The organism is Collinsella sp. AF08-23, assembly GCF_003479805.1.
Taxonomy (GTDB): Bacteria; Actinomycetota; Coriobacteriia; order Coriobacteriales; family Coriobacteriaceae; genus Collinsella.
In genome coordinates this window covers 142,658-163,687 of sequence record NZ_QUHV01000001.1, presented here as the reverse complement: position 1 = coordinate 163,687, position 21,030 = coordinate 142,658, and the positions used below count along the sequence as shown (strand labels likewise).

Genomic DNA, 21,030 nt, shown 5'->3' with positions numbered 1-21,030 from the left:
AAGTACCCCAACCGGCTTACCGGCCCCCTCCCGAAACGCATGCGAACCATCGTGGTTCCCCTCGGTGACGTGGGGTACCATGAAATCATCTACCCTTCACCGGCATGCCGCCGGACCATCCCGAAAGGCGCCCGCGTGCCCCGCGAACTTCACGACGGCTTCGGCCGAGGCATCAACTACCTGCGCATCTCCGTCACGGACAAGTGCAACTTCCGCTGCGTGTACTGCATGCCCGAGGAGGGCGTCGCGATGCGCGCGCACGATGAGCTGCTCTCCGCCGAGGAGATCGCTCATTTCGTGCGGCTCGTCGCTCCCGAGGGCATCACGCGCGTGCGGCTCACCGGGGGCGAACCGCTCGTCTCGCACCGCATCGTGCCCCTCATCGAGGAAATTCGCGCCATCGATGGCATCGAGGACATCTCCCTCACCACCAACGGCGCCCTGCTCCCTCGTCTTGCGCCGGCACTTCGCGAAGCCGGGCTTGACCGCGTGAACATCTCGCTCGACACCCTGAACGCTGACCGCTTCACCCAGATCACGCGCCTGGGCCGCGTCGAACAGGCGCTCGCCGGCATCGATGCCGCCCTCGAATACGGCTTCGATCCGGTCAAGGTCAACACCGTCGTGGTCAGGCGTATGGACCAGGATGTGCTCGAGCTCGCTAAGCTGTCGCTCGAGCGCCCCGTGCACGTGCGCTTCATCGAGTACATGCCCATTGGCTCCTCAGCCACCTCGCCTTGCCCCTCAATCGTCGGTCGCCGCACCCAAGGCGTGCTCCCTCCTCGTTCGGGGCAATCCGAGGCACCTGAGGAGCCAATGTGGTCGAGTTCAGCTACCTCGCCCCACTGCGGGGCCGGGACTTCGGGCTGCTCCGGGAGCACCCTCAACCCCGAACTGTGGGACGCAAGCGACGTCGTGCCCTCAGATGAGCTGCGCGAGCTCATCTCGAGCCAGGCGCGTGCGATGGGTATCGGAGCCCTCGCTCCCGTGGACGAAAGCGCACCGTACGGAGCCGGTCCCGCACGATACTGGGCCTTCCCCAACGCCGCGGGCACCGTGGGCTTCATCTCCGCCATGTCCAACCACTTCTGCAGCGCCTGCAACCGCCTGCGCCTTACCGCCGACGGTCAGCTAAGGCCCTGCCTCTTCTCCGACGCCGAGTACAACGTACGTGACGCCCTACGCACCGGCGACGACGAAGCGGTTGTTGCCCTGTATCGCACCGCGATTGCCCATAAACCCCAGCAACATGACCACATTGATGGAACCCAGCGCTTCATGTCGCAGATTGGAGGCTGATCTCCGTGACCGCCCGAACCCCCGATAAGCCCGAGCGCCCAAAGACCTTGGGCAGAGCCGTACACGAGAAGTACCCCGCCGCCGTGGTTGAGCCGCGCGATGCCTACCGCGATGAGCTCACACACGTGGACGAGCACGGGGATGTGCGCATGGTCGACGTGGGCGAAAAGGCGGTCACCCAGCGCCTCGCCATCGCAGAGGGCTCCATCCTCATGCACCCCGAGACGCAGGCGATGGTCCTCGAGGACCGCGCCAAGAAGGGCGACGTCCTCGCCTGCGCGCGCATCGCCGGCATCATGGCGAGCAAGCGCACGAGTGACATCATCCCCATGTGTCACCCGCTCAACCTCACCAAGGCGAAGGTCGAGATAGCGCCCATCACCGCGCCGGGCACAAAGCTCGCGAGCGGCTGGGCACCAGAGCGCGAGGACGGTCGCGTGGGCTTTCGCGTGCGCGCGACCTGCGGCGTGACGGGCGTCACGGGCATCGAAATGGAGGCCCTTACCGCCGCCTCGGCCGCCTGCCTCACCATCTACGACATGTGCAAGGCCGTCGACCGCGGCATGGAAATCGTCGACGTACGCCTGCTCCACAAAGAGGGCGGGCGTTCCGGCCTGTGGGAACGCGACGGTGCGGAAGACATGGCAGGCACCGATGACGCTACGGCCATCGCCGACTCCACCCATGCCGCAAACGCGGCCCTCCACCCCATCTCCCCCGCACCCGAGGACCTCGATCCCTCGCCGCTGCCCGGCGGACCGCGCACAGGGGCGGCGGCGCCGGCCATCGCCTTTGTGGGCTACCAAAACGCCGGAAAGACGACGCTCGTCGAGAAGGTCATTAGCCGACTCACCCAGCGCGGCCTGCGCGTGGGATCCATCAAACACCACGGCCACAAGGGCTTCGACATCGACCAGCCCGGCAAGGATTCGTGGCGTCACGCTCAGGCGGGCAGCCGCCATGTGGGCCTTGTCTCGCCCGGCGCCTACGCCGAATACGCGCGGATCGACGGCGAGGTTCCCGTGCGCGACCTGATTGCGCACTACACCGATGTGGACATCGTGATCGTGGAGGGCTACAAGACGGCGGGGTTGCCGAGCATAGCCGTGGCGCGCAGCGGCATCGACCGCATGCGTGGACGCGACTCGTTTGAGCTCATCGACGAGAACACGCTTGCCGTGGCCTGCAACGATGTGGTGGCACGCGACTTCCGCACACGAGCAGCAAAGGCCGCCCGCACCGCCGCCGGGGAGGAGGGGCGCGCTTTCAACGAATCCGACGTCACGCTGCCGCCTTTCCTCGACATCAACGACTCTGCCGCTATCGCAAGTTTTGTATACGACCACCTGCAAAATCTGAAGTAGCCGTCCAGCTCGTTCGCGTTCTGCAGACCCCGGGCGACCGTTCGGGGTCTGTTCGTTTGCCGCAAAATCGCTGGCGTTCACCTTTGCGCTGCTAGAATAGGCCGCGATACACACTCGCTTACCCGATTGGAGACGCATGACACCCACCATCGCCATCATCGGCGCGCTGGAAAAGGAAGTGCGCCAGATTTATGCCGCCGTAGAGAAGGGCACCGTCGTCGACGAAGCTGGTCTGCATATCGTGGGCGGCGAGTATCACGGCTTCACAGTGGTTGCCACCACCGCCGGCATGGGTACGGTCAACGCCGCCGCAGCGGCGCAACATCTCATCAGCGCCTACCATGCCAATGCCATCATCTTTTCCGGTATCGCTGGCGGCCTCAACCCCCAGCTGCATATCGGCGACGTCGTCATCGGCGAGCACCTGCGTTACCTCGACACCGACACGGCCCTCATCGCCGAATCCGCTCCCGAACTCGAGGAATTTACCAGCACCGATTTCCTCATCGACCTCGCCGAAGAAACGCTACGCGCCCACGGCTACATCGACGCCTCCCTCACTGGCAATGCGGCCGCCGGCCCCGAGACCCTTGCCGCCGCGCGAGCCGATGCCGATGCCACGTTGTTCCGTCGCAACAACGCAGGCACCGAGCCGCAGCAGTACCTGCGCGGCACCATCGCCACGGGCGACCGCTTCGTGAGCGGATGCGAAGCAAAGGCCGCCGCCATCGCCGCCACGCAGGGCGACTGCGTCGAGATGGAGGGTGCCGCCATCGCGCACATCGCCGCCAAGAACGGGATTGACTGCCTGGTGTTGCGCGCGATTTCAGACAACTGCGATGAGAGCTACGATGCCTTGTCCTCCCGCGAGTTCGACCTCGAGGAATATGCCGCAAGCGCAAGTTCCCTCGTCCTGTCCATCGTCCGTCGCCTAGCGGTTAAGCTGGGTGTCGAGCCCCGCGACTAGCACGAAAGGCTGCCCTATGGCCGAAGCCATCAACTACAACAAAGTCCACTTCGTCGCCAGTTATGGCAAGGCGTCGCAGATTCCACCGTCAACCTGCCCCGAAGTCAGCTTTGTGGGCCGTTCCAACGTGGGCAAGTCCTCAATCATGAACAAGCTGTTCAACCGTCGAAGCCTGGTAAAGGTTTCCTCCACCCCCGGCAAGACGGCCAATGTCAACTTCTTCGAAGCCGATGGCGTGCACTTCGTCGACCTACCCGGCTACGGCTTCGCACAGCGAAGCAAGGCCGAGCGCGACCGCTGGGCTCGTCTCGTCGGCGACTTCTTCGACTCCGAACGCAGCTTCAATCTGGTTGTCTCCCTCGTTGACATCCGCCACGACCCGAGCAAGCTCGACTTTGAGATGATCAACTTCCTGCGTGAGAACGGCTTCAACTTCATTGTCTGCCTCACCAAGGCGGACAAACTCTCCAAGTCGCAGCAGGGCAAGCAAGCGGCCTCCATCCGCAAGCAGCTCGGCATCCCCGCCGATCGGCTCATCGTCACAAGCAGTGAATCTGGCTTGGGCATCGATCGCCTCAAGCAGGCCATCGTCGATTTCTGCCTCGACAACGAAAACGATGGGGCCGCGGATTCGGACGCCCTCAACGAAGCCTAGCGCCATCGAGTAGCCATCTTTTTTTCACATGCAAAACGGCGGCTCGCGCACCATTGGCAAGGCCATCTACGCGGGCATCTTCAATAAACCCCGCACGTCTTATTAATTAACACCTCTAAAGCCCTTGCCAACAATCTCAGAGCTGTCCACAATTGTGATAAAACAGCCCGGATCGACCTCGCGCGCATAGCGACGCAGCTTCACCGCCTCGCGACGACTGAGCACACACATGATCACGGTGACGAGCTGGCCGGAGAAAGCACCGTACCCACGGCTGATCGTGGCGGTGCGGTTGAGCTCCTTAACGATATAGGTCTCGACCTTGAGAGGTTCCTTGCAGATGATGGTACATACTTTGCGCAGGTGAATGCTCTCGATTGCCTTATCGACCACGAGCGTCTTGGCAAACAGGCCAAGCACGCAGTAAAGACCCACGCGCGGACCGTACAGAACCGCGGCGATACACACGATTCCGATGTCCACCAGCAGCAGCGCGCGACCGATCTCAAGCGTACTGTGACGCTTGAGAATCATGGCAAGGATGTCCGTGCCGCCCGTTGAAGCGCCGATGTCGAACACCATGGCACTGCCAATCGCCGGCAAGATCACGGCAAAGCACAAATCGAGCCACATATCGCCCGTGATCGATGTAGTCGAGACTCCCGGGAACAGCATTTCGAACAACGAGACATACCCCGAAAGCGCAAAGGACGCAAACACGCTCCAGAGGATTGCCTTGCGCTCAAGGAATATGAAACCGAGCACCACGAGCGCGATGTTGATGATCCACATGAACGCACCAACGGGCAGCGACGGGAACAGCGTGGATAGGATAACCGACACGCCAGACGTACCGCCAAAGGCAAAGTGATTGGGCGTCTTAAACAAGACGATGGCGAGTGCCGTTAAGATGAGGCCGCCGTTGAGGACGGCGAAGAAATGAAGAAAGCCCGGGTCCTTGCTACGCTTGGCGCCAGCCCGCTCACCGCGACGGATATCCTCCTCGGAAACCAAGTGCTCCAAAGGCTCCACAGGCGGCGTATGCCCTGTGGCGAGGCAACCGTCCGTTCCCTCCGCCGCGAAGGTGCCCTGCCTGCCGCTATCGTGCTCTTCCACCGCGCGCTCCATCGTCCGCCGAAACCATAGCGCCCTGATGGTAACGCGCCGGCGCGACGACGCAAGCGGAAACCAAGCGCACTCAAGAAAACGGGCCGTCCCGTGCGCGCGGGACAGCCCGAAGAAGTACACGAGAGCCCGTCTTGCGCGGATGCGCAACTGGGCGGTCGAGCAAGCTTTAGAACGCCGGAAGAACATCCTCGCCGTAGTTCTCCTCAAGATACGCCTTAAAGTCATCCGAGGTCAGGACCTTGACGAGCGCCTTGACGGCCTTGGAATCCTCGTTGTTCTTCGCAACGCAGATGATATTGGCGTACTTCTCGACGGCAAGGGAATCGGAGGACTCGTGAGCCAGAGCGTCGGCCACGTGGTAGCCCGCCTCGATGGCGTAATTGCCGTTGATGACCGCAAAATCCACCGAAGAGAGGGCACGCGGAAGCGCAGCGGCCTCGAGCTCCTGGAACTTGAGGTTGTGCGGGTTGTCCTTAATGTCCTTCGGCGTGGCCTCGAGGTTCTCGGGATCGCTGAGGGCAATGAGGCCCAGGTCCTGCAGCAGGAGCAGCGCACGGCCCTCGTTGGTGGGATCGTTAGGCACGGCGATGGTGGCACCGTCGGCGATGGCGTCGAGGTCGTTGGAGGTGCCGGCGTACACGGCGAAGGGCTCGTAGTGAATCAGCCCCGCGGAGACGAGGTCGGTACCGTTCTCGGCGTTGTAGTTCTCCAGGTAGGTGATGTGCTGGAAGTAGTTGGCGTCCACCGCGCCCGACGTGGTGTCCTTGTTGGGCTGGATGTAATCGGTGTACTCCTTCACCTTAAGCTCGATACCCTCCTTGGCAAGCAGCGGCGCGGCGAAGTCGTTGAGGATCTCGGCATGGGGAGCGGGGCTTGCAGCCACGGTGAGCGTGGTCGAGCCGGCGGCAGCGGAGCCCTCGGCAGCGGTGCCAGACCCGCCGCAGGCAGTCAGACCGCCCAAAGCGACAACGCCAAGGCCCGCGAAAGCGGAAGCAACAAGGGAGCGGCGGGAAATGGAGGTGTTGAAGTTCTTCATGATGGAATCCTTTCAGATGGAAAACACAGTTGGCGGGAGGGAATCGAGGGCCGTTGGTTCACCCCCCCATCCCTCACCTTCCGCGAAAGTTACCTTTCGCGGAGGATTTGCGGATGAATCGCCCCTAAAGTGACGCGAGAGTTAACTCTCGCGGAAGGACTGGGGCCAAAACGACTCGAAAGCGCCGCGAGAGTGCACTTTCGCGTCTTGTGCCGAGCAATACGCGGCGGCACGAGACCCATGCGCGCCGGCACGAGGACCCAACCTCGTGCCCACATCGTAGAGGGCGCGGGCAGGCGGTGCCAGATACACGAGGGCAACGCCTCGAAATCGACGAGCCAAAGCCCTTAGCAGCAAACCAACCTCTAGCGGTGGTCCACTTTGCGAGCAATGGCGTTGCAGACGGACTGGATGAGCTGGACGAGGACAACGAGCAGGACGACCGTGACGATCATGGCCTCATCCTCATAGCGGTAGTAACCGTAACGGATGGCAATGTCGCCCAGACCGCCCGCACCCACGGCACCGGCGATGGCGGTGTAGCCCAGTACGGCGATGAGCGTCACGGCGACGCCGCGCACGATGCTCGGCAGTGCCTCGGGCAGAAGCGCGGAGAACACGATACGCGGGACGGACGCGCCGCAGGCCTCAGCGGCCTCAACGGCGTCGCGGCTCACCTCGGCGAGCGACTGCTCGACCATGCGCGCCACGAACGGGGCGGTAGCGACCACCAGGGGCGGAATGACGCCCACTACGCCGGTGGAGGTGCCCACGAGTGCCTGCGTGGCGGGCATGAGGGCGATGAGCAAAATGATGAACGGTAGAGAGCGTCCGATGTTGACCACCCAGCCCAAAACCGCGTTGAGCGCGGGAACGGGGCGCAGACCGCCGGGGGCCGTGAGGTGCAAGATCACGCCGAGGACGGTGCCGATGACATAGGCCACCGCCGTGGATGCGAACACCATGACAAGCGTGTCGACGGTGCCCTGAATGAGCAGCGGAGCGAACTCCGCGAGGAAATTGTTAAGCATCCCAATCCACCTTTCCAAGCAATACGCGCGTGGCCTCGGCACGAGGCGCGGCGAAGACCTCCGCCACGCTCCCCTGCTCCACCACGCGGCCGCGCTCGAGCACCGCGACGTTGTTGCAGATCTTCTCGACCACGTCCATGGAGTGGGTGATTACCACCAGGGTCACGCCGGTCTCGCGGTTGATGTCGCGCAGCAGCTTGAGGATGGTGTTCGTGCTGCTGGGATCGAGCGCGGAGGTCGCCTCGTCGCAGAGGATCACCTCGGGCTCGCAGGCGAGCGCGCGGGCGATGGCAACGCGCTGCTTCTGCCCGCCGGAGAGCTGGCTGGGATAGCTCTGCGCCTTCTCCGCAAGACCAACGCGGTCGAGCAGCTCGAGAGCACGGGCGCGGTTTGCCTCCGTCACCTTGCCGGTGGCGGCGAGGAACGGGAAGCAGACGTTGTCCAGCACGGTCTTTTGCGCCAGCAGGCCAAAGTTCTGGAAGATCATCGCCACGCGACGGCGATACGCGCGAAGCTCCTCGCCAGAAAGCGCGGTGACGTCACGGCCATCGACCTCGATGACGCCCGTCGTGGGACGCTCCAGCAGGTTGATGGTGCGAACGAGCGTCGACTTGCCGGCACCGCTCATACCGATGATGCCGAAGATGTCGCCGTCGGCGATCTCGAGATTGATGTCAGAGAGCGCCTCGGCGCCCCCGTCATACGTTTTGTACACATGCTTGATGCTGATCACGAGGAAAACTCCGCTTGAAGATGGAATGGGACCTGTGGCCATCTCCCGCCGGAGACAACCTAGTGGAGGCGCCCGGTCTCTATCAGCACGCGGAAATCGCGCGGCATGACAAAGTGCCCGGGCGAGGGCATCTCCATGACCATCATCATGTTCGCGCTATGTCCAACAAACGTAATCATGGGGATGAGAGTAACAGGGTACCTTATATCGGGCAAGCTGGGAAACTACCATGTAACAAAAGGGACCCCGAAGGGCCCCTTTAATCGAAAGCAACGCATCTGCCCGAGTCCGCCCCTTACCTCGAAACGGCGAGGGCGCGGGCCCCATGAGACGCGGCCGTCCCTACTCGGCGTCCTCGGCGTGACGGCGACGGCTCGCCTCGTACTCCTCGCGCGTGACAACGTCCTCAATGCGCAGGTTGATGCCCGCGACCTCAAGGCCGGTCATGGCAGTGAGGCGCTCGGTCACGCGCTCCTTGACGTCCTCGAAGATGGCGGGGGCATAGCACCCGTACTCGATGATGACGGAGATGTTGACCACCACGCGGTTGTCGTCGGTCACCTCGATGGTAACGCCCTTGGAAAGGTTCTCCGCGCCGAAGGTCTCCTGGACGAGGTGCATGAGGTTGCCCTTCATGCCCAACACATGCGGGACCTCGCGCGTGGCCATGGCGACGATCTTCTCAATCACACCGTTGGAGTAGGTGAGAGAGTCCTCGGAGTCGTCGTCTTCTTCAGACTCGGCAAGGACCTCACCGATCTCGACGTCCTCGATGGCGTCAGTCGCCTCAGCCGCGTCGTCGGACGACGCCCGTTCGACCGTCTCCACCGCGTCAGCGTCCTTGTTATCCAAAAACTCTTTACTGTCTGCCATGATTCGCTCCTATCCGCAAATCCCAAACTCACACGAACCGACCGTGCGCCTATTTACGCCCATCGAGCACGCGGCGAATAAAGTTGACCGCCGCATTGTCGCCATCGACCATTTGGCCAATGACCGTACCCACAAACACGAACACCGCGATGACGATCGTGTCCCACAGGCCAATCACCAAGATGAGCACCGCCAGCACAAAGCCGATGATGCCGTACAGCGTGGCATGCGGATGAGCATTGGCATACGCCCATGCCGTACGACCGAGCCCTTCAAACAAGCCGATGGTCGCGCGTTGGAAATCACGACGAGAGGTATGCGCACCGCCTTGCGCGCCATCCCCACCCATGTGCGAGGAGCCCTTCTGAGCAGAGGCCTCGGCCGCATCTCGATCCGAAGGACCGGGGGTATCACCTGTCCCCCGCTCCCCAACGCCCTCAACATGGACCTCGAGTTGCTCGACTATCGCTTTTGGCACCTTGGGCGCATGGGAATTATCGCTCACCGGAGACCTCCTTCGTCACGGTCACGGTTTTACTCGGGAGAAAACGTACGTGCACACGCGCACCGGCCACTCCGAGCATCTTGTGACAGGCGTCTTGGACACGTTGCTGCACACGATGCGCAAGGCCCTCCGCATTGTGCTGCGTGAGCGCAATCGCCTCGATGCGAATGTCCACAGCGGATTTATCGCGGCCCACAACACGTGCGCGAACATCTTCGACCATCACATCGCGCTCCGCGGCAGCAGATCGCGCAATGGAAGCCAAAGCCTCAGTCGAAACCTCGATATCCGCGTTGCCCGCCAACCGCATGCACGTGGGCTCAGGGCGATCAACGAGCAGGTACATCAGGACGGCGATTAGATTCAGGGCGACAATGACCAGGCAGATGGCCATAGTCACGCGGCCGGACCCCGATGCGAGCATCGAGGCGAACCGCTCCGTATAGGGACCAAAGAGGGAGCCCGCGCATGCGCCGACCACCAATACACCGGCGATGAGATACAAAACCAGCCCGATTCTGCGTATTCGCCGCATGGCTCCTCCTCTCTCTTACACATCGCGGGCACCACGGCGCCCGCACACATTTCACCTTTTGTACCCCGATAGCCCGTAAAGCATCATGGCACGCTTCTCGATTATACGGCGAACACGCCGCTCTAGGGAAAAGCCGGGCCCGCCACATAGCGAACCCGGCTCAAACAAGCGACGACTTGCACGTCACGATGCGGCGCCTCGGGAACCCCGAACCTACTCCTCCTCGAGGGCAGCGATGACCTCGTCGGTCATATCCATGGTGGAGTAGACGTCCTGAACGTCGTCAAGCTCCTCGAGGCGGTCAATGAGACGCTGGACCTTCTTGGCATCAGTGCCAGAGACGGACGTCGGGGTGGTGGGAACCATGGTGAGCTCGGCACCCTTAACCTCGATGCCCTGGGACTCAATGCCCTTCGAGACGGCCATGAGGTCACCGGCGGCGGTCCACACAACCCACTCCTCGCCGGCATCCTCGTAATCGTCGCCACCGGCCTCGGCAACGGCCATCATGAACTCCTCCTCATCGCCAGCAGCGCCGTTGGCCATGAGGTTCTCCTTCTTATCGTTGGGGTCGACGATCTGCTTGGCAACGACGACCTGGCCCTTGCGCTCGAACTGGAACGACACGGAGCCGGAAGTGCCCAGGTTACCACCCGCGTGGGAGAACGCGGAGCGGACATCGGCGGCGGTGCGATTGCGGTTATCGGTCAGGCACTCGACATACACGGCGACGCCCGCGGGACCGTAGCCCTCGTACACGATGTTCTCGTACACGGCGGCGTCGGCACCGGAACCGAAGGCCTTGTCGATAGCGGCCTTGATCTTGTCCTTGGGCATGGACTGAGCCTTTGCCTTGGCGACGGCAGCGGCAAGGGAGGCGTTGTTGTCCGGGTTGGGATCGTTGCCCAGACGGGCCGCGACGGTGATGTTACGGCTCAACTTGGAGAACAGGGCGGAACGCTTGGCGTCCTGCGCACCCTTGCGGTGCTTGGTTGTGGCCCATTTAGAGTGTCCGGACATGTGATGCTCCTTCTATTTACCCGCTCTCGACACATGACTACGCGCCTCAAGCCCATATAAACACACGCTCAGCATGATATACCGATTGCGGAGCATGCGAAAGGGGTTTACCACGAGCTTCACACGCGTGCCAAAGGGGGCACGCCCCCAAGGGCACGTTGGCACGCCCGCCGGCGCGTCACAACTCGTCCGCGTCCACGGCCTCGATTCCGAGCAGTTCGGCAGCAAGCATATCGTCTTCCAAAGCGGTCACGCTCCTGAGCTTACGCTCAATTACGTTCGTGCGCGTGTTGATGATTCCGTCCACCGTCTTCCCGGCAGTCTCGATCTGCTTGAGCGCGCGGCGCAACTCCGCTTGATACTTGGGGAACTCCGCCTTGACGGCGCTTAGCACCTTTTGGATCTCGTCGGCGCGGCGTTGGAACGCGAACGTCTGATAGCTCAATTGCAGGCTATTGAGGATCACCGCCATGGTCGAGGGCCCTGCCACGTTCACCTGGTAGTCGCGCTGTAGGCACTCGATAAGCCCCGGCCGGTCGACAACCTCGGCATACAGGCCTTCGAACGGCAGGAACATGATGCCGAAGTTCGTCGTCTCGGGAACGCTCAGGTATTTGGCGGAAATGTCCTTCGCCTCAAGCTTGATGACCTGCTCGAGCGTGCGACGGGCGGCGGCGATTCCCTCGGCATCGCCCGCATCCATCGCATCGCGCAGGTGCTCGTAGGTGTCGCCGGGGAACTTTGAGTCAATGGGCAGCCAAATCGGCTCGCCCTCCTCAACCGGTAGTTTGACGGCGAACTCGACGCGATCTGCACTGCCCGGTTTGGTGGCGACATTCTCGGCATATTGGTCGGGCGCGAGAATCTCGGACAGAATCGCCGCCAACTGAACCTCTCCCAGCATGCCGCGCGTCTTGACGTTGGAGAGCACCCGTTTGAGGTCGCCCACGCCCGTCGCGATAGACTGCATGTCCCCCAATCCGCGGTACACCGCCTCGAGTTGATCGCTCACCTGTTTAAAAGAGGCGCCCAGGCGGTCATTGAGGGTCGTGGCGAGCTTCTCGTCCACCGTGACACGGATGGCCTCGAGCTTGCGCTCGTTATCACTGCGCATCGCACCGAGCTGCGCATCAACCGTCTCGCGCGTCTTTTCCAAATACTGAGTTGTCTCGCGGCGAACATCGTCCACCCTAACGCCCATCTGATCGAACGCGCGCGATTGCGCCTCGAAATGTTGCTGCTCGATTATCGACAGGCTCGACAACCTATCAAGCGCGGCATTCACGGCAGCGGAAACTTGAGACAGAGCGCTGCCTGCGGCGGTAAGGGTCTCATGCATCTGCTCTCGCTCGGCAATCGAGCGCTCTCTTTCTTCCCGATGCTCCATGTGTGCGCGGCGCAGGCGGACGCACGCGACGGTCGACCAGGCAGCAAGCACTGCCGCCATGACCGATGCGACCATCGTTATAAGCTCGATTCCCATTCCCTCAACCCCTTATCCGCTTTCGAATAACCTCATCTTAGCAGTGGCCATTCGTATCGCACCAAAGCCAAGGCGAGCCCCCGCACTACGCGATCGAGCAGATCCTATCAAATAAGGCAGCGAGAGCGTCCATGAGTTCCTCGGGAGTTGCACCATCCAAAATGCACGTCAACGCATATGAAGCGACGAAGACCGCAGCAACGAGAACGGGTACCGCCAAAGCCAACAACACCGCCCGCAAGACCCCCAAAAGTGCCCCGCGACGCATCCTCTTGACGTCGTATGCCCTCTCGGCAGCGTATGCCTCCGCAGCCGCAAGGCGTTGCACGCCCTCGCCCCCGGAAGCTGCGCGCTCGAACTCTCCAACGTCTACCTGCGGGAAGCGTTCCTTTCGCGCGGCGCGCCGTCCCTTTGTGCACGGGGCGTTTCCTCCACCGGATGCGGATGCCGGCACCTGCGTGCACGGCGCGTGTTTAAGAAAAAGGTCCATGCAAAAGCCCTCCTTATGGAGGCATGCATGGAACCGACTTCTCCAGAATTGCACTAAAAAGTTCCCGCGTCAAGCCCGGATCGAGTTGAGGCTTGACGCGGGATGGTCACATGCGCCAAACGCGCATCTCCCGTTGTGGCCTGCCCTACCGGTCTTCGCGGCGCGACCTCAAACGGCTGAAAGCGGCTGCCGCCATGGACGCGACGCCCGCAGCGGACGCCATCACGCCATGAGCCGACGCGTCGCCCGTTCCGGGAAGGGTTTCGGGCTTACTGCCGAGGGAATTCTGAGGTGTCTCGTCGCCACTCTCATCCTTGGCGCCGTCATTATCGTCCTGGTTCCCGTCTTCATCGGGAGTCTCCTGGCCGCCGGAGCCATCGTTGCCGCCGTCGCCCTGGCTGTCGCCGTTGTTCCCGGCGTCTCCGTTATCGTTACCGTCACCTTGGTCGCCACCCTGGTTGTCGCCGTTGTTGCCGCCGGTATCGCCGCCGTTGCCGTCGCCGCCATCGGGGTCAACGACATCGGGCGCGATCTCAACGGGCGCTCCCTCGCCGGAAGTCACCGCACCTAAACCGGGCACACCCGTCACGCGCACGAAGGCATAATACGTCTCGCCGGGCGTCAAGCCGCTGAACACCGGATCGCTCGTCCAGGTGTTGAGGGGATTTCCCTGCACCTGCGGTCCCTCAGTAGCGTCGGCGACCGTCACCGCGTCAGGCGCTTGGTTCGTATCGCACAGGGCGTACTCCACGCGGGCTCCCAAGCCCTCTGCGCCCTCAACGCGGGCGTTCAGGCGAACCGAATCCTGCCCGAGCTTCTCAACATCTACGGAAACGCTGACGTCCGCCGGGGAGACCTCGATCATCACCGGAATGCTGAGCGTGCGCGCGGTAGCCTCGGTTCCCACAGCCCGATAGGCAACCTTGGCAGCCGCCCGGTGCGACCCCACCGCAAGCCCGGCTTTCGGCACCACCTGCCAGGATGCGTCCGTGCCGCCGGCGGGGATCGTAGTCGAGCCGGAACCGCGCAGCTCAAACGCGTCGGAATCGAGCGTCACGCCCTCGATCTGCACATCGACCTTGCTTGTGTTCTTCAACTCGAGAGCGATGGGGACGGGAGTCGCCTCACCCTCGCGCATCGAATCAAAGACCACCTCATCGGCTTCCAAGCCGGGCTCGTGGGCCTCCCACACATCGATGAGCGTCGCGCTGAAGTAGATGTCGTTCAGGTGCAACTTGACGTAGCGAGCCATCACTGGACCGTCGCTCAGCGTCAAACGGGTGCTCAGCGTGCTCTCCTGCCACCCGGGCACCTTCGTGCCACCCTTACCAAAGCGCTCGACTTCCTTAAAGGCCGAGGCATCCACCGGAACCCCGGCAGCAAGGCCCGTATCGGGCGCAACCGACACCGTCACCGCCATGCGATCCCACCGGGGAACGCCATTGGTGCCCAGGTTCTTGGGACGCCAGTAATCGACATCCGTGACGGCACGCTCATGTCCAAGGTCGAGCACGATCCAGGCATCGCTTGTCTTCTCGCGGCTCGTGATCCAGAACTCGTTGCCCGGTCCGTAGTAGCCATCGATCACGCGCTGGGCCATCGCCGCGCCATCGCGAGAGGAAGAATAGGAGTTGACCACCATCTCCTCATACGGAACGAAATTTGCATCGCGGTCGCCCGCGGTGAACGTGAACACGGCCGGGTTGGAGGCAGTGGTGGTTCCCCGCGCGGGCACGCGCAGCTCGACCGTGCGATTCCCCTTGTACGTCCGCTCAACATCCAGCGGCTCCCACGAACCGCCGTCCACGCGCATCTCGAGTCCATTGGGAACCTTGCCGTCAAAGAAATAGATGCGGTTCGCGCGGTCGTTCGCCTCGCACTTGAGCGAGGGAGCCTGACCCGCCACGATATCGATGCAGTTGATGACGCTCGCGCCGATGAGCTGGATCTGGATATCCGTCTCGGCGTTGATGGAGGCGATCTGATCGGCGGTTAAGACGACCTCGACCTGACCATCCGTCTGGTCGGACCATGTCTTGCCGCCGTCGAGGCTGAACCTCCACGGCACGCCTCCGCCGCGAAGGTGCTCACCCAGCGCGATCACACCCGCCTGATCGCCATCGAACGAGAAGGTCGCCACCACACCATCGGCCTCGCCCATGAGCATCTTGGCCACGCGCGCACAGGCATCGTGATTGACCGTCTGGCTCTTGTCGACCTTGGACGCGCGCTGGAGCGCATCGAGCCTGATGGCCTCCAAGGCGGCGAACTGCGAGCCGTCGGTGCGCTTGTTGATGTTTTTGATGAGGTCATGCATGGGCAGCGGGTAGAACTTGAGCTGCTCGGCGATCTCCTTGGCCAGTGCCTCCCATTCAGCGGCGGCGGCATCGCGCGCGCCGAGGAGCTCGATCTTTGCCCAAAGTGCATCGAAGTTGATGGGCTGCGCCCCGCGGGCGGCATCAATCGCCTGCTCGCGAACGGTGGAACCCTCATCGAGGCTCGCGGCGATCAGGCGCGTCTCGTAACTGCGGACGTACCCCACCCAATCGGAGAGGGCCTCCGTGGCATAGAGCGTGTACATACCTGCGAACTCGCCCGTAATGCCGCGCCCCCACCCGTTGAGCCAGTGGGCTGCAGACGGGCTCTTGCTCTTGCCCCATCCCGATACGTCGTTTTGGATGCGATACGTCGGCACCATCGTGCCGTTCGCATCGGCGCGCAGCTCATAGGTGAGCGTGGCGGCGTGGCCGGGCTGGCCCACCACGAACGAGGGCACGCCGACCATACCGTTGAGGTTGGCGAAGGTCTTGGCGAGGGCTCCGCACACGCCACCCTTCTCAAACACCATCCAGAGACGGTGGTACTTGGTCTTATCCTGTGTGGCACCCGGAACGGAAGAAACGTCGCCGCAACCGATGTGATAGAGGTCGTTCGCCTCGGCATTCGGGAAGTGCGCGTCCGTGTAGGAAAGCTGGTACTTCTCCTTCCAGCCGCCCTGCCAGACTTTGAGGGGCTTGCCGGGCGCACCGTTGGAGGACTTCATCTCCTCAACAGGGCCGTTGAACTCGGCATCGTTGTAAAAACGCACGTTGCTGTACCCGCCGTTGCTCGCATAACCACCGTCATACCAGATGTAGGAGTACGCGTTCAGGCGACTATCCTCAGTTTTGTCGTCAGTGGCGGAGAACTTGGCGAGCGAGTAATTCGCCAACCAGGGCAGCTCCGCATCGGTGATCTGGTTTTCGAAGACCAGGCGCATGCTCTCGACCGGCAACGCGTCGAACAGGTCCTTCTTAAAGCGATAGCGCTCATCGGAGCGAAATGTCTTGATGGTGTAGTAGCGCACGAGCGGGTCGGACACAAACCCCGGATCGCCCGTCCACAGGCGCGCACGACCAGAGACATCGAGGGATGCCGCAACCATCATGCGCAGGTACACATCCGCATCGGCACCCGGTGCCGTAAGGTCGGCGGCGTTCGTCTTGCGCAGGCGCATGAAGATGCCGAGCGACTTGATGTAGTCGGCGTGGGTCGCTACGTTGTTCTTGGCGTTGGTCCACACCTCGCCGCCCGTGACGTAATAGCGCAGCGCCGCGAGGTCACCCATGAACCAATCGAGGAACTCGCTTGCATCGGTTGAAGAGGCCCGTAATTCGCTCAGCTGCTCATATCCGGCACGACGCACCAGCTCTCGCTGAAGAATCAGGCGCTCCGAGGCCTCGTCGAGCGTTCCGGCAGCAGCACGGGCGACAAGGTCCTGTTTTTCGACAAGCGAGCGAATCTGCGCATCGTACGATTCGAGCGTTTGAATGGCACCACCCTGGGGAGCCGCATGGGCAATTGAGGGGACAGCGATACCAGCGGTTGAAACCGTTGCGGTCGCGATCATCGCAGCCATGAGCACCGTCTTGGTGGAGCGGCCAACGGGGTTGAGTGCGGCTCGGACACGTGAGTCAACAAGACCCATGTCCTCGTAGCGAGCGGGGTTGGTCACAATGGGCTCCCTATGAGATGTAGTACGTTTGAAGTGCCAGTCCATCGTACCGAATAATCACGCTTGAGGGAATGCCCCTTGAGCCGACACATTTCTTAAGCAAAAGATAAGGCGGTGCGCCGAAGATCTCCTCTCCGGCGCACCGCCAAACCACGCGTATATGCGCTGCGGTCTAGTAGTTAACGACCTGCTCCTCGAAGTAGGACTGCGGATGAGCGCAGACGGGGCACATCTCGGGGGCGGTGGGGCCCACGTGCAGGTGACCGCAGTTGAGGCACTTCCACACCTTCACGCCCTCGCGGGTGAAGACCTCGCCCTTCTCAACGCGCTCGGCAAGCTTGTTGTAGCGCTCCTCGTGAGCCTTCTCGACGGCACCGACACCGCGGAACTTGGCGGCGATAGCGGTGAAGCCCTCCTCGTCGGCGGTCTTGGCAAACTCGTCGTACATGGTCGTCCACTCGTAATTCTCACCGGCAGCAGCATCGCGCAGGTTATCGAGGGTGCCGGGGACTTCGCCTCCATGCAGCTCCTTGAACCAGAGCTTGGCATGCTCGGACTCATTCAGAGCGGTCTCCATGAAGATGTTGGAGATCTGAACGAAGCCGTCCTTCTTGGCCCTGGAAGCGTAGTAGCGGTACTTGGTGTGGGCCTGAGACTCGCCCGCAAAAGCGGCCTCGAGGTTCTTCTTGGTCTGGGAATTCTCGAAATCCATGAATACCTCCTAGGTGGCGTAGGAATCGAAAGGCGCCGTCGATGCGCCACATCGAGCGGAACCCCAACGGGACCGCCTGCAAAGACGCCCGTAAATCTCTTGTACCCCACTCGCGCCCGCTCTTGCAAAAGCTCGCTCGATCGCCCTAGACGATCACCCACGCCCCTTCACACTCCCGGCAAAATCCCTCGCGGGCGAGATCGGTCAATATGGATTCGACGAGCTCCCCCTCAACGGGCGGACGTCCGGCAGTGCGCTCGACGTCGTTGAGGGCGGCATGCAGCGAAGCGGTGCTCGCCCGCTCGCCACGCGCCTGGGCATCCAACAACTGGCGCACGATTTCCGCCCGCTTCTGACGGCGTGAGCCTTCAAATCGCGATTGGCGCGTATATGCCTTGGCACGACGCGAGGGGTTGGGAACGGTCTTCTTGAGATACGCACCATAGTCGAGCATGGCATAGTACCAGGTGCGCGGCGTGTCATCGGGATCCTGGGGCATAGCGAAGGGGTCCGCGGACCTCGCGTCGGCAGCCATCAAGGCGCCCGGTTTCTGGCCAGCGAAGCAATCCGCTTCCGCCCCGCACGATGCGGGAGCTGCGGGACATGTCGCCTCCGCCAGCGGCACAAGTTCCCTATCGGGCACGCCCGGCACATCGGGGAACAGGTGGTGTAGAAGAACGGTGCGCACATTCGTCTCCAGGTAGACCCCTGGCAAGTCAAACGCAAAGGATCGGATGCCCTGCGCAGTCGCCGGGCCGATCCCCGGCAAGGCGATGAGCTCCTTCGTACCCGCGGGAAACACCCCATCGTACCCGCGAACGATCTCCTCAGCAGCCGCCTTGAGCGCCAGAGCGCGACGATTGTACCCCATACCCTGCCAAGCCGCGAGAACCTCAGCAGTACCGGCCTCTGCCAGCGCGAAGACGCTCGGGAACGCATCGAGCCATTCCGCCCACCGCGTCTCCACGCGGGAGACCTGCGTCTGCTGAAGCATGACCTCCGAAAGCCAGACCTTATACGGGTCGCGCGTGCGACGCCACGGAAGGTCTCGATACAAACGAACCCCTTCCGTGCGAACCAGCGTGCGGAAGGGGTCCATGTTCATCTTGAGCTCCTTAGAGGATCATGCGGCTACACGCACGAGCACCCCCTGGAGCACCCGGCGTACTCGGGAAAACGCGAGCGATCGGCGAACTTGGGGTCGACCGCGGGATGCTGCCGTCGATTGACGACGTCATCGAGCGTAACGGAGTCCAGATAATTGCGAAGCAGCTCCTGGGCTCCTATCCACAGGGGATGATAGCAGCATTCATCCATGCGAGGGCATATCCCGTCCTCCGCCGTGCAATCGTTCATGACGAGCGGGCCCTGGACCGCCTCGACGATCTGACGAATCGTCACATCTTTGGGGTCGACTTTAAGCCGCATGCCGCCGCGGACACCGCGCAGGCTCTCGATAATCCCCGCCTGCACCAGACCGTGCTGAATGGAGCGGGCAAAAGAATACGGCACATCCACCGTCTCGGCGGCCGTACGCACGGACAGAAGGCTATCCTCGCCTTCCGCCAACATGGAAAGCATGCGCAGGGCATAGTCGGTCTTGCGGGAGATGTCCATCTCTTCTCCTTGCGAGTAAACGAAATCTATTCGAGACGTTATGCGTGGTTGGCAAATAAACTCGTGGTCGAGCATAGTGCGCCATTCGGCACCGATACTGACATTGTACTAATATAGCGTGTTTGATGCATTTGGAGAAAGGTCTGTACTGCCCCTCCTCGCGCAGATTCATCGCTTCACAACTCTACCACAAACGCAAAAAGCCCCGTCTTGCGACGAGGCTTTGATTGCGATGGCGGGAAGTACGGGGCTCGAACCCGCGACCTCCGACGTGACAGGCCGGCGCTCTAACCAAACTGAGCTAACTCCCCAGGCGGCAATTCGCGTGTGCTCCTTGCTGCGGGGATTAGTATACACAGACTTCAACTTCACACGCAAGAACTTTTTTCAAAAAAAGTTATAAGTCGATGATCTCGGCAGATAGCACGCGGCCGTCCTCGACCATAAGCCGTGCGATGGAGGCCTCCCGTCTGCCACGCGGCAGCGATGCCGACCCGGGATTGATCACCAGACACCCATGCACCCGGTCGATGCGCGGCCGATGCGTATGACCGCACACCGCAACGTTCGAGCTCGCCAACGGCAGGTCCTCGGCGTAGTGCGCCACCGAAAACCGAACCCCCTCGTACGTGAACTCGTTCACACGCGGCACATCGGGGCCGTAGTTGTAGTAACCATCGTTGTTGCCCAAAACCGCGCGCAGAACGGGAACGCTCACCTCGAGCTCCGCGTAGTTGCTCTCGGATGTGATATCGCCGGCGTGGATAAGCAAGTCGCATCCCTCGATGGCGCGCAGCAGCTCCGGAGCGAGGTAGCCATGGGTATCGGAGATGATGTCGACACGCCGCTCCATTACAGGTTCAACGCCTTCTTGAGCGGCACCACGCGCCGGCGGCTCACCGGAATGCGCTCGTCAACGCCGTTCACGCCGAGCTGGATGGCGCCCGAGGGCACCGTCTCGACGTCCTCGACATTGGCGAGGTTGACGATGTAGCGACGATGGACGCGGAAGAATCCGAACTCCCCGAGCTTGGACTCGAACTGTGCGAGCGATGTCGTGGACAGATAACGGTCGTCTTCGGTGAAAATGCAGGAGTAGTCGTCCTTCGCCATGATGAAACGGATCTGGTCGACCGGAATGAGCACCTTGCGGCCGCCCTTTTCCACCGGGATGCGCTCGATATTGGTGGGCTTGGCGGAAGTGGGCTCCGCAGTGGCGACGGGCTTGGCACGGGCAATGACCTTCTCGATCGCACGATCGAGGCGGGCCTCCTCCACGGGCTTCATGAGATAGTCGACGGCATCCACATCGAACGCCTCGACGGCATGATCGCTGTACGCGGTCACGAACACGATCGCCGGCGGGTTCTTGAGCTTGTAGAGCGCCTCGGCAAGCTGGAGTCCCGAAGCCCCGGGCATGGAGATGTCAAGGAAGACCACATCGACACGCGCCTCCATGAGCATCTCAATGGCGGAGCGGACGCTCGACGCCTCGATAATGGAGCCGATCTTGCCCGTCTGCTCGAGCAAGAACCGCAGCTCGGAACGAGCGGGTGCCTCATCGTCAACGATCATCGCACGTAGCATA

General features: G+C 62.1%; 20 protein-coding genes and 1 tRNA gene. 4 read left to right on the top strand and 17 right to left on the bottom strand.

Annotated features, from left to right (window positions below; translation table 11 throughout):
- Positions 1–135 precede the first annotated feature (135 nt).
- The 4 genes from DWV48_RS00625 (at position 136) to yihA (ending at position 4,285) form a co-directional block, all read left to right on the top strand.
- Positions 136–1,299 carry a GTP 3',8-cyclase MoaA gene (locus tag DWV48_RS00625; RefSeq protein WP_118652405.1) on the top strand — a complete coding sequence of 388 codons (1,164 nt, stop codon included), beginning with the start codon at positions 136–138 and terminating at the stop codon, positions 1,297–1,299.
- A gap of 5 nt (positions 1,300–1,304) precedes the next feature.
- Complete coding sequence (gene moaC, locus DWV48_RS00620) at positions 1,305–2,663, top strand: cyclic pyranopterin monophosphate synthase MoaC (protein ID WP_118652403.1); 1,359 nt, start codon at positions 1,305–1,307, stop codon at positions 2,661–2,663.
- A gap of 136 nt (positions 2,664–2,799) precedes the next feature.
- Complete coding sequence (locus tag DWV48_RS00615; protein ID WP_118652401.1) at positions 2,800–3,630, top strand: 5'-methylthioadenosine/S-adenosylhomocysteine nucleosidase; 831 nt, start codon at positions 2,800–2,802, stop codon at positions 3,628–3,630.
- A gap of 16 nt (positions 3,631–3,646) precedes the next feature.
- Entirely contained in the window at positions 3,647–4,285 is a 639-nt protein-coding gene (gene yihA, locus DWV48_RS00610) for a ribosome biogenesis GTP-binding protein YihA/YsxC (protein WP_118652399.1), read from the top strand.
- A gap of 102 nt (positions 4,286–4,387) precedes the next feature.
- Here yihA and DWV48_RS00605 read toward each other — a convergent pair whose 3' ends face one another.
- From DWV48_RS00605 to DWV48_RS00525, 17 genes are all read right to left on the bottom strand, one after another.
- Entirely contained in the window at positions 4,388–5,413 is a 1,026-nt protein-coding gene (locus tag DWV48_RS00605; RefSeq protein ID WP_118652397.1) for a YitT family protein, read from the bottom strand.
- Positions 5,414–5,579: 166 nt separating this feature from the next.
- Entirely contained in the window at positions 5,580–6,449 is an 870-nt protein-coding gene (locus tag DWV48_RS00600; protein WP_118652395.1) for a MetQ/NlpA family ABC transporter substrate-binding protein, read from the bottom strand.
- Between the two features lie 365 nt (positions 6,450–6,814).
- Complete coding sequence (locus DWV48_RS00595) at positions 6,815–7,480, bottom strand: methionine ABC transporter permease (RefSeq protein WP_118652393.1); 666 nt, start codon at positions 7,478–7,480, stop codon at positions 6,815–6,817.
- On the bottom strand, positions 7,473–8,213 hold the full coding sequence (locus DWV48_RS00590) for a methionine ABC transporter ATP-binding protein (RefSeq protein ID WP_118652391.1): 741 nt from the start codon (positions 8,211–8,213) through the stop codon (positions 7,473–7,475). Before DWV48_RS00590 ends, DWV48_RS00595 begins: the two co-directional genes overlap by 8 nt.
- Before the next feature lie 342 nt (positions 8,214–8,555).
- Positions 8,556–9,086, bottom strand: a complete 531-nt coding sequence (locus tag DWV48_RS00585) for an Asp23/Gls24 family envelope stress response protein (protein ID WP_118652389.1) — start codon at positions 9,084–9,086, stop codon at positions 8,556–8,558.
- A 49-nt stretch (positions 9,087–9,135) separates the two neighbouring features.
- On the bottom strand, positions 9,136–9,591 hold the full coding sequence (locus DWV48_RS00580) for a DUF2273 domain-containing protein (RefSeq protein WP_233545994.1): 456 nt from the start codon (positions 9,589–9,591) through the stop codon (positions 9,136–9,138).
- The gene (gene amaP, locus DWV48_RS00575) at positions 9,581–10,126 is read right to left on the bottom strand and encodes an alkaline shock response membrane anchor protein AmaP (RefSeq protein WP_118652387.1); all 546 of its coding nucleotides are present in this window, start codon (positions 10,124–10,126) and stop codon (positions 9,581–9,583) included. The genes DWV48_RS00580 and amaP overlap by 11 nt, the downstream gene beginning before the upstream one ends.
- A gap of 213 nt (positions 10,127–10,339) precedes the next feature.
- A complete protein-coding gene (locus DWV48_RS00570; RefSeq protein WP_118652385.1) occupies positions 10,340–11,146 on the bottom strand; it encodes a YebC/PmpR family DNA-binding transcriptional regulator in 807 nt (268 codons plus the stop codon).
- A 178-nt stretch (positions 11,147–11,324) separates the two neighbouring features.
- Positions 11,325–12,629 carry a DNA recombination protein RmuC gene (locus DWV48_RS00565; protein ID WP_118652383.1) on the bottom strand — a complete coding sequence of 435 codons (1,305 nt, stop codon included), beginning with the start codon at positions 12,627–12,629 and terminating at the stop codon, positions 11,325–11,327.
- Positions 12,630–12,714: 85 nt separating this feature from the next.
- Entirely contained in the window at positions 12,715–13,119 is a 405-nt protein-coding gene (locus tag DWV48_RS09120; RefSeq protein ID WP_118652381.1) for a hypothetical protein, read from the bottom strand.
- 145 nt (positions 13,120–13,264) lie between these two features.
- Positions 13,265–17,113 carry a discoidin domain-containing protein gene (locus tag DWV48_RS00555; protein WP_233545992.1) on the bottom strand — a complete coding sequence of 1,283 codons (3,849 nt, stop codon included), beginning with the start codon at positions 17,111–17,113 and terminating at the stop codon, positions 13,265–13,267.
- 172 nt (positions 17,114–17,285) lie between these two features.
- Complete coding sequence (rbr, locus tag DWV48_RS00550) at positions 17,286–17,825, bottom strand: rubrerythrin (protein WP_118652379.1); 540 nt, start codon at positions 17,823–17,825, stop codon at positions 17,286–17,288.
- A gap of 145 nt (positions 17,826–17,970) precedes the next feature.
- Positions 17,971–18,930, bottom strand: a complete 960-nt coding sequence (locus tag DWV48_RS00545) for an adenine glycosylase (protein WP_118652377.1) — start codon at positions 18,928–18,930, stop codon at positions 17,971–17,973.
- A 26-nt stretch (positions 18,931–18,956) separates the two neighbouring features.
- Complete coding sequence (locus DWV48_RS00540) at positions 18,957–19,442, bottom strand: Rrf2 family transcriptional regulator (RefSeq protein WP_118652375.1); 486 nt, start codon at positions 19,440–19,442, stop codon at positions 18,957–18,959.
- A 233-nt stretch (positions 19,443–19,675) separates the two neighbouring features.
- Positions 19,676–19,753, bottom strand: a tRNA-Asp gene (locus tag DWV48_RS00535).
- 86 nt (positions 19,754–19,839) lie between these two features.
- Positions 19,840–20,295, bottom strand: a complete 456-nt coding sequence (locus DWV48_RS00530) for a YfcE family phosphodiesterase (RefSeq protein WP_118652373.1) — start codon at positions 20,293–20,295, stop codon at positions 19,840–19,842.
- Entirely contained in the window at positions 20,295–21,029 is a 735-nt protein-coding gene (locus DWV48_RS00525) for a LytTR family DNA-binding domain-containing protein (RefSeq protein WP_118652371.1), read from the bottom strand. Before DWV48_RS00525 ends, DWV48_RS00530 begins: the two co-directional genes overlap by 1 nt.
- Position 21,030 lies beyond the last annotated feature (1 nt).